The organism is Phormidesmis priestleyi BC1401 (genome assembly GCF_001650195.1).
In the GTDB taxonomy this organism is placed as follows: domain Bacteria; phylum Cyanobacteriota; class Cyanobacteriia; order Leptolyngbyales; family Leptolyngbyaceae; genus Phormidesmis_A; species Phormidesmis_A priestleyi_B.
On the sequence record NZ_LXYR01000021.1, the window covers coordinates 1 to 13,467 of the forward strand.

At 49.6% G+C, this 13,467-nt stretch carries 10 protein-coding genes and 1 pseudogene; 3 read left to right on the top strand and 8 right to left on the bottom strand.

Going from position 1 to position 13,467, the window contains the following annotated elements; genetic code table 11:
* Positions 1 to 139 precede the first annotated feature (139 nt).
* Together A8707_RS28105 and A8707_RS12775 are read left to right on the top strand one after the other, a co-directional pair.
* On the top strand, positions 140 to 289 hold the full coding sequence (locus A8707_RS28105; protein ID WP_156518532.1) for a hypothetical protein: 150 nt from the start codon (positions 140 to 142) through the stop codon (positions 287 to 289).
* 29 nt (positions 290 to 318) lie between these two features.
* A pseudogene (locus A8707_RS12775) lies at positions 319 to 504 on the top strand (IS630 family transposase); the annotation flags it as partial.
* A 24-nt stretch (positions 505 to 528) separates the two neighbouring features.
* Here A8707_RS12775 and A8707_RS12780 read toward each other — a convergent pair.
* The 4 genes from A8707_RS12780 to msrB form a co-directional block, all read right to left on the bottom strand.
* On the bottom strand, positions 529 to 2,514 hold the full coding sequence (locus A8707_RS12780; protein WP_068817567.1) for an amylo-alpha-1,6-glucosidase: 1,986 nt from the start codon (positions 2,512 to 2,514) through the stop codon (positions 529 to 531).
* 118 nt (positions 2,515 to 2,632) lie between these two features.
* Positions 2,633 to 3,409, bottom strand: coding sequence for a lipoate--protein ligase family protein (locus A8707_RS12785; RefSeq protein WP_231948045.1), 777 nt, complete (start codon positions 3,407 to 3,409; stop codon positions 2,633 to 2,635).
* A 352-nt stretch (positions 3,410 to 3,761) separates the two neighbouring features.
* Positions 3,762 to 4,961 (bottom strand): trypsin-like peptidase domain-containing protein, encoded by a 1,200-nt coding sequence (locus A8707_RS12790; protein ID WP_082906349.1) that lies wholly within the window; start codon positions 4,959 to 4,961, stop codon positions 3,762 to 3,764.
* Between the two features lie 304 nt (positions 4,962 to 5,265).
* The gene (gene msrB / locus A8707_RS12795) at positions 5,266 to 5,673 is read right to left on the bottom strand and encodes a peptide-methionine (R)-S-oxide reductase MsrB (RefSeq protein ID WP_068817571.1); all 408 of its coding nucleotides are present in this window, start codon (positions 5,671 to 5,673) and stop codon (positions 5,266 to 5,268) included.
* A gap of 287 nt (positions 5,674 to 5,960) precedes the next feature.
* Here msrB and A8707_RS12800 point away from each other — a divergent pair, with 287 nt between their 5' ends.
* Positions 5,961 to 8,882, top strand: a complete 2,922-nt coding sequence (locus A8707_RS12800) for a tetratricopeptide repeat protein (RefSeq protein WP_068817572.1) — start codon at positions 5,961 to 5,963, stop codon at positions 8,880 to 8,882.
* On the opposite strand, the gene A8707_RS12805 is transcribed toward A8707_RS12800, so the two are convergent.
* The 4 genes from A8707_RS12805 to A8707_RS12820 form a co-directional block, all read right to left on the bottom strand.
* Positions 8,865 to 9,860: a response regulator gene (locus A8707_RS12805; RefSeq protein WP_068817574.1), complete on the bottom strand. Its 996-nt coding sequence runs from the start codon at positions 9,858 to 9,860 to the stop codon at positions 8,865 to 8,867. The genes A8707_RS12800 and A8707_RS12805 overlap by 18 nt on opposite strands.
* A gap of 287 nt (positions 9,861 to 10,147) precedes the next feature.
* The gene (locus tag A8707_RS12810; RefSeq protein WP_068817576.1) at positions 10,148 to 10,510 is read right to left on the bottom strand and encodes a hypothetical protein; all 363 of its coding nucleotides are present in this window, start codon (positions 10,508 to 10,510) and stop codon (positions 10,148 to 10,150) included.
* 229 nt (positions 10,511 to 10,739) lie between these two features.
* Positions 10,740 to 11,822 carry a cobalt-precorrin-5B (C(1))-methyltransferase CbiD gene (gene cbiD / locus A8707_RS12815; protein ID WP_068817578.1) on the bottom strand — a complete coding sequence of 361 codons (1,083 nt, stop codon included), beginning with the start codon at positions 11,820 to 11,822 and terminating at the stop codon, positions 10,740 to 10,742.
* A gap of 2 nt (positions 11,823 to 11,824) precedes the next feature.
* Positions 11,825 to 13,387 carry a cobyrinate a,c-diamide synthase gene (locus A8707_RS12820; protein WP_068817580.1) on the bottom strand — a complete coding sequence of 521 codons (1,563 nt, stop codon included), beginning with the start codon at positions 13,385 to 13,387 and terminating at the stop codon, positions 11,825 to 11,827.
* Positions 13,388 to 13,467 lie beyond the last annotated feature (80 nt).

The following is a 13,467-nucleotide window of genomic DNA, read 5'->3' on the forward strand; positions in this document are numbered from 1 at the left end:
GTCCCTTGAGTGGACTTCGCACCGTTAGACCGTGATGTTCAATCACGGGCGGGTGAATGCCAGAAACGAGAGAGTTTTAGTTCAGGTGCAAGATCTCAGATAACGAAGACCCACGATTTTCCTAATTGAGGACTGAATCATGCCCGCTAAGAAATATAAAGTAGCGCTGAGCGGCGAAGAACGACAAATCCTTGAGCAACTGACCACGACGGGCAAAACCGCCGCCTACAAGATGAATCGTGCTCGAATTTTGTTGAAAGCGGATGAGCATCACGCCGATGGAGGATGAGGGCATCTTCGGACTTTTGCAAGAAGTTTATTGAACTGAGTGTCTTAGCCCGTCAATGTTTGGATCGTCGGATTCCTGATCAACAACCCTTACAGCAAGGATTCGCGGCTTGGCAACAGTCGAGAAATGCTCAGAACCACACGGTCGATTGGCACTTTACCACAGCAGATGCTCGCGTCAGACTGAAGCGGCTTTATCCCTCAATTCAACCTTGACTGTCTACCAGTTTCATTTACTATCTAAACTTGCCCGATCGCAAACCAAGCCCGCAACACTTCCGCCACCGTCCACGCTTGAGCAAAACATCCGCGTGGAGTCATCGGCGCATCGCCATCAAAAATCTCGCTCAAACTACCGACCCCGTGATTGGTGAGATGGTTTGCCATCGGCTCTAAAAACTCACGCGCCTTAGCCGGATTGTTATACACGCGCAGATGAGCGATCGCAAACGCCCCCATCAGCCAACCCCAAGCCGTGCCTTGATGATAAGCTCCATCTCGTTGAAGCTGAGAACCACCATAGTGTCCCTGATAGCTAGGATGCGAGGGGGAAAGCGATCGTAGCCCATAAGACGTGAGCAGCGATCGTGAACAGGCATCGACGACGCTTTTTTGTTGAGCTGTCGTCAACGGACTTTCGGGCAGAGACACCGCAAAAATCTGATTGGGACGCAGCGCTGCCTCAGTGCCATCGGGGCTGTCTAGCACATCGTAACAATAGCCCTCAGACTCGTTCCAAAATCGGGAAAACCTTGCTAGCACTCGATCTGCCATCGCATCATATTCTCGATAGGGTCTGCCGATTTGACGGGCAAATTTCGCCATAATTCGCAGAGCGTTGTACCACAGAGCATTGATTTCGACAGGCTTGCCGATGCGTGGAGTCACCACCCAATCGCCCACTTTGCTATCCATCCAGGTGAGTTGCGCTCCGGCTTCTCCAGCGTAAAGCAGCCCGTCTGCTGGATCGAGATGAATGTGATAGCGAGTACCGCGACAGTGCCAATCGATGATTTCTGCCAGAGCGGGAAAGATATCGTGCAGCAAGTCTCGATCGTCCGTCGCGTTGTAGTAAGACTGAATCGCTAGAAAATACCACAAGGTTGCATCGACGGTATTGTATTCTGGGGTTTCACCCACATCGGGAAAGCGGTTTGGCAGCATTCCTTGATCGATGTGCAGTGCGTAGGTCTGAATGATCGATCGAGCAATCTCTGGGCGACCCGTTGTTAGCGTCAATCCCGGTAGACTAATCATCGTGTCTCGCCCCCAGTCGCCGAACCAGGGATATCCCGCTACGATCGTTTTCCCATTTGGGTTGTTGGGCTGCGATCGGTTCACGATGAATTGATCGGCGGCTAACACTAAGTGTCTGATCCAAGTTGGGGCACCATCGGTTTGTTTACCCTGGTCAATTTTCCAGCGATCGAGCAGTCTTTGTTCGTGGGCGTGTTGAGCGCGTAGAGCCGTCTCACCATCCAAATTAGGTGTGGCATCGGTGCTAGCGATGAAGGTCACTGATTCGCCCGGATGCAGCGTCGCTTCAAAGGTGGCAGCGTGAAGATGATCTTCTCGATCGTTTAACCCGCGATCGCGCTCAACCGCTAATTCATAGTCATAATACCAATTGTGCATTGGGGTTGCCTTTGCGCCCCGACACAAAAGATAAAACGGCGTGGCTTCTGGGTAAGCAGAGATGCAAACGCCTTTTCCGATCGAGTCCACGCTCATGTGCCAGTTGTTGCCCTGAGTATCGCTGTGATAGTCGCGATAGTTGACCATTGCATTCAGCGTCAGCGTCAAGGGTTGAGCGGCTCGCTGCAAATGATATTGCACATAAGTGGTGTTGGCTCCTTGCTGCATCCAGACGCGCTTTTCGAGCAAGGCATCGCCACATGCAAACCGCCACACCGGAACCGTTCCTTCTAAAAAAAACCGCTCAATATGGTGATAGCCGTTTGAGCAGACAAAGCCGCCGACCCAACGGTTGGTGCTGAGAGAATAGAACTCTTTGCCATAACGAACGCTTTCATCGAGCTTTGTGACCAGAAGCGTGCGCTGTTGAGGCGGTTTAAGCGCAGCGATGAGTAACCCGTGATAGCGACGAGTCAAAAGCCCTGTGATCGTGCCTGCTGCATATCCTCCAATGCCGTTGGTGACGAGCCATTCTCGTGTTTCCGCAGCCGCGAGGGTGCCGCAGATCTCCCGTCCAAAGTCGATGCTCATCACAAAAAGCCTTTCCGGTAGCGTCTTCATTTACCCTGATATAGGGTCAAAGGGCAAGGCTTTGCAGCAATTTTTAGCGAGAAGCTATGAAAAACAGAAGTCTTAGTCCCGCCCTTTGTCAATTTAACAGGGTGTAAATCGTCCGCCACTCGGATTCCGTCAGCGATCGTGTCTCAAATTCAACCCCAAAACAGTCTGTTGCCGATCGGGTTAGAGCGTCTACGAGCGCTCTAATCAGCCCGTCGCCTTTGAGGAACGGGAGGGTTGGAATCAGCGACTCTGAGCCGAACACGCGATCGAATAATTCTCTATCTGGTTCTAATCGCATTGAGCCGTGTTGCAAAATTGCATCTCCCTTTCGCAATTGAGCACTGCCAATTAGCTTTGCGCCATCAGACATGACTAAATCTGCAACCGTTGCCGTCCCAAAACAGTTGGGATTTTGGATGTAGCTGCGTCCTGCTTGCCCGTAATGGAGATCAACGTTGAGCGATCGCCACCCCGCAATCAAAAATTCACAGATGGTTTGATATGCCGGCATTCGATTGCCAGACAACCCCGATGTGATCACGGCGTAAGTCAAATCTCCCTGATGCAAAACGGCGCGTCCTCCACTCGGTCGGCGCACTAGTTCGATCGGGTCACCCTGCCAGATTAGCTGCTTCCACTCATCGGGATATCGGTGCTGATGATAGCCCAACGACAGGGCAACAGGCGACCACGTATAGAAGCGCAACGTGGGTGGATGATTGCCTGAACAATGCTGGTCTAAAAGCCACTGATCAATCGCCATCTGCACCCGACCCGATGCCTGCATTAGAGGAATGAGTCGCCAAGTTTTCATAGGATGGATTTCGATCGTAAAGAATAACAGGCGCTGCTGAAGTGCCCTCACCCCCAATCCCTCTCCCTGGGGAGAGGAGAGCCAGAACTCTTGTCCCCTCTCCCCAGGAAGAGGGCTAGGGTGAGGGTAAAATCTGTGCTTCATAGATCGACTCAGCAACGCCTGATTTTTATCGATTGTATAAATGAATTGCAGGTCACGCACTATTGTCGTTGCCGTTGCGTTTGACTTTCGTAAACTCTTCTGGTTAGGGAGTCAACGATCGTTTTTAACCCTTATGAATCGTTTTGTAAACCTCAACAACAATTTTGTAGACCCAAACATTGTTTGGCAAGTTTTAACAGGGGTTAATGTACCTTGTGTAGAGCAGATTTTGTTGTATTTAGCGTGGCACGATCGCTGCTTATTGCGCTTCAGCCATGGGAAGTTGTTCTGGCGAAATCTTCAACGCTACTAAGCGATCGTCCCGTTTCACCGTCACGTCTAGCTGACCGTTAACCCCCACCTGATCGACTAACCGCTGGAGTATATTAACTTTATTCATAGGTTGTTGATTGACTTCTGAAATTACGTCGCCTGCCCGCAGCCCCGCTTTTGCCGCTGGAGTGCCCTTGCCTACCTGCACGACTAAGATTCCGTTGTCTTCCTCAACTCGAATCTTGCTGTTGGGCGCTTGATTCACAAACTGCTTTACCTGCGGAGTCAGTGCCACCATCTGCACCCCAATATAAGGATGTTGTACCGTTCCGGTTGCGATCAACTGCCGAGCCACACTTTGAACTGTATTGATCGGAATCGCAAATCCAAGCCCTTGAGTGCCGCGAATAATCGCCGTGTTCACGCCAATCACTTCCCCTTGAGCATTCAGCAGAGGTCCGCCAGAATTGCCGGGGTTAATTGCCGCATCGGTTTGAAGGAACCCCACGCGCTTGTCAGGTACGCCAATATCAGCGCTCGATCGCTCTGTGCCGCTAATCACGCCTACCGTAACCGTTTCTTGCAGCCCTAGCGGATTGCCGATTGCGATCGCCCACTGCCCCTGACGCACCTTGTCAGAATCGCCCACACTCACAGCAGGCAGGTTATCGCCTTGCACCTCAATCACCGCTACATCGGTCACGAGGTCTTTGCCCAATACCTTCCCCTCTAAAATGCGCCCGTCTTGAAACGACACTGTGACCATATCAGCGTTATCGACGACGTGGGCGTTGGTAATGATTTGCCCCATCGAATTTGCTGAACTGATCACAAATCCAGAGCCGATGCCGCGCAAAACCGATTGAGGCGATCCCCCTTGAGGTCTGCCTAAAAAAGGTCTGAGCGCAGCCGGAATATCGCCGCCCATTGTGCGAGACACGTTGACCTGAACGACTGCCCCTTCGACTCTCTCAACTACTGCGGTGACAAAGTTATTAGAGTCAGAACTTGGAAACAAAGAGTTAACCCCTGCTGCCTGAGCAGTGTTCGACCCAGCACCGATAAAAAGAATACTGACGATCGCCAGAAAAGTAACAACTTGAGTCCCTAATTTTCGTAAAAAAGAATGCATTGAAGGCGGCTGATTTGACACTTGAAGGTCAAGGCGGCATCGTGATTGAGTCATAAATTGAATTCCTGTGCTGAGATGTCTAGATGAGAGTGGCTCTGATCAACTGCTATATGGTAGCGATCGCACAGAAAATTTCTTCAATCCTACGGCTGAATCCTGCCTCTTTGTCTAGCGGTGTACTAATCGACACTACGCACAAGATTGCTCTATGAAAAACAGATTTTGCCCTCACCCTAGCCCTCTCCCAAGAGGAGAGGGAACAAGATTTCTAGCTCCCCTCTCCTTGAGAGAGGTTGGCGAGGGCTTTGTCCCACTTCGTGAGGAGGGCAATATATTTGCCTTCAGCAGCGCCCAGATTTTAGTTAGGCTCGAATTTGAGGGAGACTCCGTTCATGCAATAGCGCTGTCTCGTTGGAGCCGGACCGTCGTTAAAGACGTGCCCTAAATGCCCGCCACAGCGACGGCAGTGGACTTCAACACGGGTCATAAAGAGTGACTTGTCGGTTGTGGTCTCGATCGCGCCTTCAAGGGGTGCAAAAAAACTGGGCCATCCAGTGCCGCTATCAAACTTGGTGTCTGAGGTGAAGAGGGGCAACCCACACCCGCCACACTCGTAAGTGCCTGGGTCATATTGTTTGTCTAGTGGGCTGGTGCGAGCGCGTTCGGTTCCGTGCTTCCGCAAAACTTGAAACTGTTCGGGCGTAAGCAGCTTTTTCCATTCATCGTCTGTTTTTTTGATTTCAAACTCACTGTTTGAGGTTGTCATCTTGGTTGCGCTCCGGCTAAATCTTTGGCTCTCTAACCATCATTTTAGAGGGTTCTGATAGGTCTTGCGACTTTGGATAACCGAACACTTTTTAGGCTGTCCAATAGACCTCATGCACAAATACTTCGCCCTCACTCTAGCTCTCTCCCCAAGGAGAGGGAACAGGAGGTTCTAGCTCCTTTCTCTCTAGAGAGAAGGGTTGGCGAGGGCTTGCCCCACTGCGTGAGGAGGGCTGTCCAGATTCACGCAGGAAATCTAATTAAAATCTTTGATGCAAATGGGTTAGGTTGACGCAAAATGATCAACAGTTTGTGCAGGTTGCGATGTCGATGAAAGAGGCTTCTGAGCAGTTGACCTTGGCAAAAAACGCCTTTCAAGCGGAGGATTGGGACACCGCCGAGCAAATCTGTCTGCAAATCATCCGACAAGACTCGCAGCAGGTCGAAGCGTTGGAGATGTTGGGCATGGTCTATTGTCAAGTGGGGCAATTTGACCGCGCGATCGAGCACTATCAGTCTTTTCTCGCTCTCACGCCTGATCATGCGTCTGCTCGCTACAATTTAGGCACAGCGTTCTCAAAAATAGAGCAGATGGAGGCGGCGATCGAGCATTATCAAGCCGCGATCGCTCTCGACTCAACGTTCTATCAAAGTCACTACAATCTCGGTAATGCTTATCTCGCCCAACACCACAATGAGGAGGCGATCGCGGCATATCGTCAAGCGTTGAGATTGAGGCCTGACCATCGCCAATCGCTGCATAATTTAGGGGCGTGTCTGCAAAGTTTAGACCAGTTTGAGGCAGCGGCGATCGCCTATCAGCAAGCCTTAGCGCTCAAATCCGACCACGCGATCGCGCACAACAGCTTAGGCGAAATTTTGCGAAAACTGGGGCGAGTGGATGACGCGATCGAGCATCTCAAACGGGCGATCGCGATTGACCCCGACTTTGCAGAAGCACACAACAATTTAGGAGTCGCCTACTACTATCGAGGGCAGTTTGAAGAGGCAGACGATTGCTATCAGAATGCGCTGAGACTCGATTCTAACTATGCAAATGCTCAACTCAATCATGGGTTTTTATTGCTGCTAAAAGGCGATTTGCAAACGGGATTTCGACACTATGAGCAACGCTGGACAGGACAATCTCTAACGCCGCCGTCGTTTCCTCAGCCTCAGTGGGATGGCGCTAATCTCAACGGCAAAACAATTTTTCTATGTCACGAACAAGGCTTTGGAGATACGATTCAATTTATTCGCTATGCGCCATTGGTTGCAGAACGGGGCGGACGGGTTATCGTCGGGTGTTCAGCCCCATTGATGCGATTGCTTAAAACGGCTCCTGGTATTGATCAGCTTGTTCTCGAAGGTGAGCCACTTCCGCCGTTTGATTGCTATGCTCTGTTGCTGAGTTTGCCCTATCTACTGGGCACGACTTTAGACGCAATCCCGGCGGCGATTCCTTATCTCTCGGCTCCTGATCTTCCGAACCCTAATGCACGTCTAAAAGTCGGGATTGTCTGGGGTGGAAATTCTAAAAATGGAAACGATCGCGATCGCTCTATCTCGCTCACCGATTTGCTGCCGCTGTTAAGCTTATCTGGAGTAGAATTTTACAGTTTGCAGAAAGACAGATCTGAGGAGTTGCAGCAGTTTCGAGAGATGCACCCGCTGATCGCGATCGTCGATTTAGACGAGCAGCTTGAAGACTTTGCAGACACGGCAGCGGCGATCGCTCCGCTCGATTTAATGATCAGCGTCGATACATCGGTTGCCCATTTAGCCGGAGCAATGGGCAAATCGGTCTGGATTTTGCTGTGTGCTGTTCCTGATTGGCGATGGTTTCTCGATCGGGCTGATAGTCCCTGGTATCCTACGGCTCAACTTTTTCGACAGCATTGCCTTAGCGATTGGTCTAGCGTCACTCAATCTGTTGTAGATCGATTGTCGAAGATGATTGAGAACTCATCTCAAAAGTTTACCTCTAGTTCAAATCAAAGTAGTAATTTAGGAATTAATAAACCGCTCAAAGCTAAGAAAATTGGCATTGGTTTTCCGATCGGTGGAAGTCTCGGCTGGGGCGTTTATGGATTAAATCTAGCATTACAGTTACTAAAAATTCCCCATCTAGAACCTGTACCATTGATAGAGATTTCCGCATTGTCAGAGTTGAATCCGGTGTTGCGATCGCGGCTCAACTCAGTGCTTCACTATCCCCAACAAATTCAAACTCTTCTGGCTCAGAGCCCTGACAAGATATTGAACACAAACCTTCTCATACTCAAGCCTTTAGGAAATCACTTTGCAACCAGTGACGACAATCATCGCATTCAGGGATCTCATAATGTTGGCGTTATTTTCTCAGAAGACACGCAGTTTTTGCCGCACGAAATCGAGCAAGCGAAACGCTACGATCGCATCATTGCCGGGTCTGACTGGAATGCAGAAATCTTGCGAAGCTATGGACTGACTCAAGTTGAAACTGTTCAGCAGGGAATCGATCCGACCTTGTTTCATCCGGCTTCCAAGTCGGGACTGCTGCACGATCGCTTCGTCATTTTTTCGGGCGGCAAGTTAGAGCATCGCAAAGGTCAAGACATTGTGGTGGCTGCCTTCCGCATTTTTCGATCACGTCACCCTGAAGCGCTGCTGTTGATGGCATGGCACAACCACTGGCTGCACACCATGACGGGACTCGATCGCGCCAAACACGTCATCGGATTGCCCACCGTTGATGCTCGTGGGCAGTTGCAGATCACTCGCTGGCTGACCAAAAATGGTATTCCTGCCGACGCGGTGTTAGATGTGGGCAGGATTCCGAATGCGATCGCGCCTCAAATTCTCCGAGAAGCTGATGTCGCCGTGTTTCCTAATCGTGCCGAAGGTGGCACCAATTTAGTTGCAATGGAGAGCCTTGCTTGCGGCATTCCCACCATTCTCTCAGCCAACACAGGACATTTAGACTTGATTCAGCCCGATCGCTGCTATCCTCTCCGCACTCAACGTCAAGTGGTTAGAAGCGAACACTATCACGGCACTGAGGGCTGGGGAGAATCGGATGTTGAGGAAGTCGTCGAGCAGTTAGAGCAGGTGTACCGTGATCGCTCAGAAGCCCAGCGTCGAGGAACTGCTGCCGCACAGTTTATGCAAAATTGGACTTGGGAGATTCAGGTGCAGCGATGTCTCAAGGTTCTAGCAGATTTTCTTTAGACTTACTGCCATTGCTTCTGAAGCAACCACCCGATCGCGTCCCCTTCTTTTTGCCTGATAAAGTGCTTTATCTGCTAACGTCACTAGACGCTCTGGAGAGAGGGCGCGATCGGGGATTAGACTTGCCACCCCTAAACTCAACGTCACTGATGTATGAACGGAAGACTTGATATGAGAAATCTGCAACGCTTTAACAGCCGTGCGAGTTCTTGCGGCGACTTCTTCAGCACCTGCGATCGTCGTGTTAGGTAACACGATCGCAAATTCTTCTCCCCCATAGCGAGCAACGAGATCAGATGGACGTTTTGCTACTGATTGCATCACCTGTGCAACTTGACGTAAACAGCGATCGCCTGCCTGGTGCCCATAGGTGTCGTTAAACCCTTTAAAGAAATCAATATCACACAAGATTAAAGACAATGGCGTTTGTTCGCGCCTCATTCGCCGCCATTCTTGGTTTATATATTCGTTAAACCATCGCCGATTAGCAATCTGAGTCAAATCGTCAAACCGAACGAGATGCTTTAAAACCTGATTGGCTGACTGTAGCTGCTGACATAACAAAGCCTGTTGCTGCTGAAGCCGAAACTGGTAGATTAAACGACGCAAACGCTGAAAAAACACCGCCCCGTTAATCGGCTTGGTCACATAGTCAGTCGCCCCAACGCTGAATGCTTGCTCGATCGATGCCACATCGTCCAGCGCTGTCATCATCAAGATAGGAGCAGCATGAATATCTGACAGCGCGTTCAACTCAGCACAGCAAGTAAAGCCATCCATCACGGGCAGTGCAGTATCTAGCAGCACCAGGTCTGGCTTAAGCTGCAAATAGAGGTCGAGACACTGCTGACCATTTGTGACTTCTACGACTTGATAGTGTTCTTGTTCTAGCAGTTCTTTAAGCTGAGATCGCATAAATCGATCGTCATCAACGATTAAGACGATAGGCGGATCAGAGTTAGAAATAGGTAGATTCATGAACGGTTATTATGGGGGCGACAATTGAATCAGGAGGGGATAAGTTGCGATCGAGCCGCCCCTTGAAAGGTCACTAAAATTCTACTTTTATTATGAGGAAGCAATCAAAAAATAAACCTTTTTAATCAGAATATCTGTAGAAAGAGTTAGGGACTATAGAAGCAACCTACAGGAAAGTCTGGCATTTGTTAACAACATTACCAGCTTTTTATACTCCCAAGCTAAAAAAAGTTTTAGGGATCAAGCTCTGCTCCGATCCCCAAGACTTTTCATCGAGATCTGATTCACTACTTCGCTGCTTTTTCAGCCTTTTCTTGTGCCTCTTTGAGAGCGCCTATTTTGTCTGACTCTTTAGGGTTATAGATAGCGCCCTTCTGACGAACGTTTAGATCGACGGTTTCTTTGATGTTTTCTCCCAATTTTTTGATGTTCTTCAACCCCGTTTTTCCGATCGGGCGATCGGGGCTATCTCCTAGATCCTCAGCGTCTCTCTGAATTTTCTGGATCATATCTTGACCAGAGGAGGTCTGACTCGGCATAGAGGCTGCCAAAGAAACAGCAGGAATGAAAAGAACAGTCAACGCGATAAAAATGACTGCGACCGCCGCACGTAATCCAACCGTTTGTAGCCAATTTGTAACTCGGTTCATTAGAAATCTCCTTAAATTTATCCTAGATATCGTGGTGATGAAATCACAACCATTAATCAATTCGTCTATAGACAAACGAACTCAAGTAACAATAAAAATGGTTGATAGCCAGTTTTTATTGCTTACGCCAGATTAGTCGAGAGCAACCGTTTCATCTTCCCTCGCAGGTGAGAAAACGGGATGCTATCAGGCAGTTTTCTCACTGAGCTTCTCTGTCTAAATGAGGATGTCAGGAAGCGATCGTGTCAATTAGCTCTTGAGCGATCGAGTCTTGGCTGACTCGTTGACCTTTGCGATCGAACAAAAAGGTACCCACTTTTAGAGACACATCTGCATACTTTTTGACATAGTTCGTCGCTTTTTGACTAATTAATACTGCTAAATCAGAAAACACTTGTTCCGCCAATCCGAGTTGAATAAGCTGCTGATGGGCATCATCGGCGGTCTTGGCGTTGAGAACTCGGTTCGCTGCTTCTAAACTGCCGCCCGATCGGATCACAGCCGCGCTGATGATTTCTAGTTTCGCGTCTGCCAAATGACTTGATGTGTTGAAAATTCCGCCTGCTAGTTTGATGAGTTTGCCTTGATAGCCCAATAGTAAGACCGATCGGGCGTGATGTAATCCGGCTTCGACGAGTAGGGCACCGAGCCAATTTCCGGTGGGCACGATCGTCGCTTCGGGAATATTTAAGCAATGAGCAACCTGCTGCCCATTGCTGCCAATGCAAAACACGAGATTGGGTGACTCACGGACTTTTTGCTGCAAAATAACCCGAAATTCTTCCAGGTGATCGGCGGCTGACAGCGGTTTAGAAATGCCGCTTGTTCCCAACAGTGATAAGCCTTCTAGAATGCCAAACGCCTCGTTTGAGGTGCGCTGAGCCAGTTGACGACCTTCGGGCAAAATAATCCGCACGGTGACGGTTTTATCAGCCGGAATCAAAGGCAGAAGATTGGCATCAAACAATCGTTGAGCATAGCGATAAATTGCTGCTTCGCCCGTGATGGTGCGTCCGAGTCCTTCGCCTGCTTCTAAAATTAGCGGCTGAGACTGTCGATCGCAGAGTCTAACCCATGCCCAAATCGGTGTGTTGCGAGTTAAATCGAGGTTGTCGCCAGGGTCGCTGAGGGTGACAGCTAGTGCGCTCATTTCGTCTAGCGCAGCGATTTGTTGAATTGCAACGTCGGCATTTCCGGGCAGAATATCGAGTTCGATCGTCGTGCGTCGATCGTCCCTATTCAACAACTGGAGTAGGGCAGCCTTTGCAGAGGCAACCGCAAAAACGGGCAAGGTGTAGCCAGACTGAGCCATCGTTAGGAACTAAGAGACAGACACTCAAACTGTGAGCAATGGTGTAGAAATCGCGTCAAAAACTGTGGCTGTGCGCCGAAGTGTAGATGCGTGTAAGACGCGTGAACTTGATGACATTGCCAACCCTCCGATCGCAGCGAAATGCTGGAGTGATAACCCTGAAGCTGAAAGAGCGGCTGATCCGATTCGTGGGTTAACGTCGATCGATGAAATTCGTGACCCCATGCGCGATCGCCGATGTTCATCATCGGACTGTTTTGCATCACGGTAGCTTGCCGATAGCCCAGTGTTAACTTTTTCCCCATTGTTGCAGTTGTAGGTAGGATGCCGACCATGTCGTGAGACTGTCCTGCAAAATCGACAATGCGATCGCACAAATACATCAATCCGCCGCATTCTGCATAGGTCGGCATATTGGACTGAATAGCAGCTTTAACCGCATGACGCGCAGACCGATTGTTGGCAAGTTCGATCGCAAACACTTCTGGAAAGCCACCCCCGAAATACAAGCCCTGTGTCCCTTCTGGCAATTGAGAATCCTTTAAAGGACTCCAATAAACGAGTTCTGCACCGAGTTTTTCTAATAGATCCAAGTTGTCAGCATAGTAGAAATTAAACGCAGAATCATACGCGATCGCGACTCTAACTTTAGAGATTGAACCATGAATATTAGAATCTTTTTGAGTATTGCTAAACTGCGTTTTGTCTAAGGTTGAAAGGGTTGACCGCTGCGGTTCAGTCAGCTTATGCCCCCTAAATCCCCCAAGGTTGGGGGACTTTGAATCGAAGCAATGTTGTGAACTCTGAACCTCTGTCTGTTTCAAAGTCTCCCATTCTGGGGGATTTAGGGGGCGAACAACTTTGGCAGCGACGAGTCGTTCGCTAGGCTGACCTTTCAACAGCGGCAACAACTGTGACCAATCGAAGCAAGTTTCACCCAAATCTGCAAGCCGATCGAGCAATGGATTCAGATTCTCAAGTTCCGCAGAAGGCACTAAACCTAAGTGACGATCGGGGATTGTAATATCATCTTGACGACGCAAAACGCCCAAAATTGGCAGATTGAGCGGTTCTAAAGCGGCAGTCAAAAGCTCTAAATGACGATCGCTGCCAACTCGATTTAAAACCACTCCCGCAACTTGCACACGCGGGTCAAAACTGCGATAACCATGCGCGATCGCGGCAATCGATCGAGCCAAACTGCTGCAATTCAGAATCAGCAAAACAGGCAAATTCAGCAGTCGGGCGATGTGAGCCGTGCTGCCAAAATCATCTGATCCACTGGCTCCATCAAACAGACCCATCACCCCTTCAATCAAGGCATATTCAGCGTTTTGGCTATGTTGAATAAAGCACTGCTGCACGTAATCTTCTGAAGTCAAAACCGGATCGAGATTGCGACAAGCCCGTTTTGTCACATGGCGATGAAACATCGGATCGATGTAATCAGGACCGACCTTAAACGACTGCACCGCCTGACTGCGACGCTGCAACGCGGCTAACAGCGCCAACGTAACTGTGGTTTTGCCAACTCCGCTTCGTTCTCCTGCAATGATCAGTGCCATACATCAATCGTGACTACCTGTAAGATGGAAAAGCCTTCGGGCGATCGCACTTCCTCACTATAAACGCAATCTCCAACGCT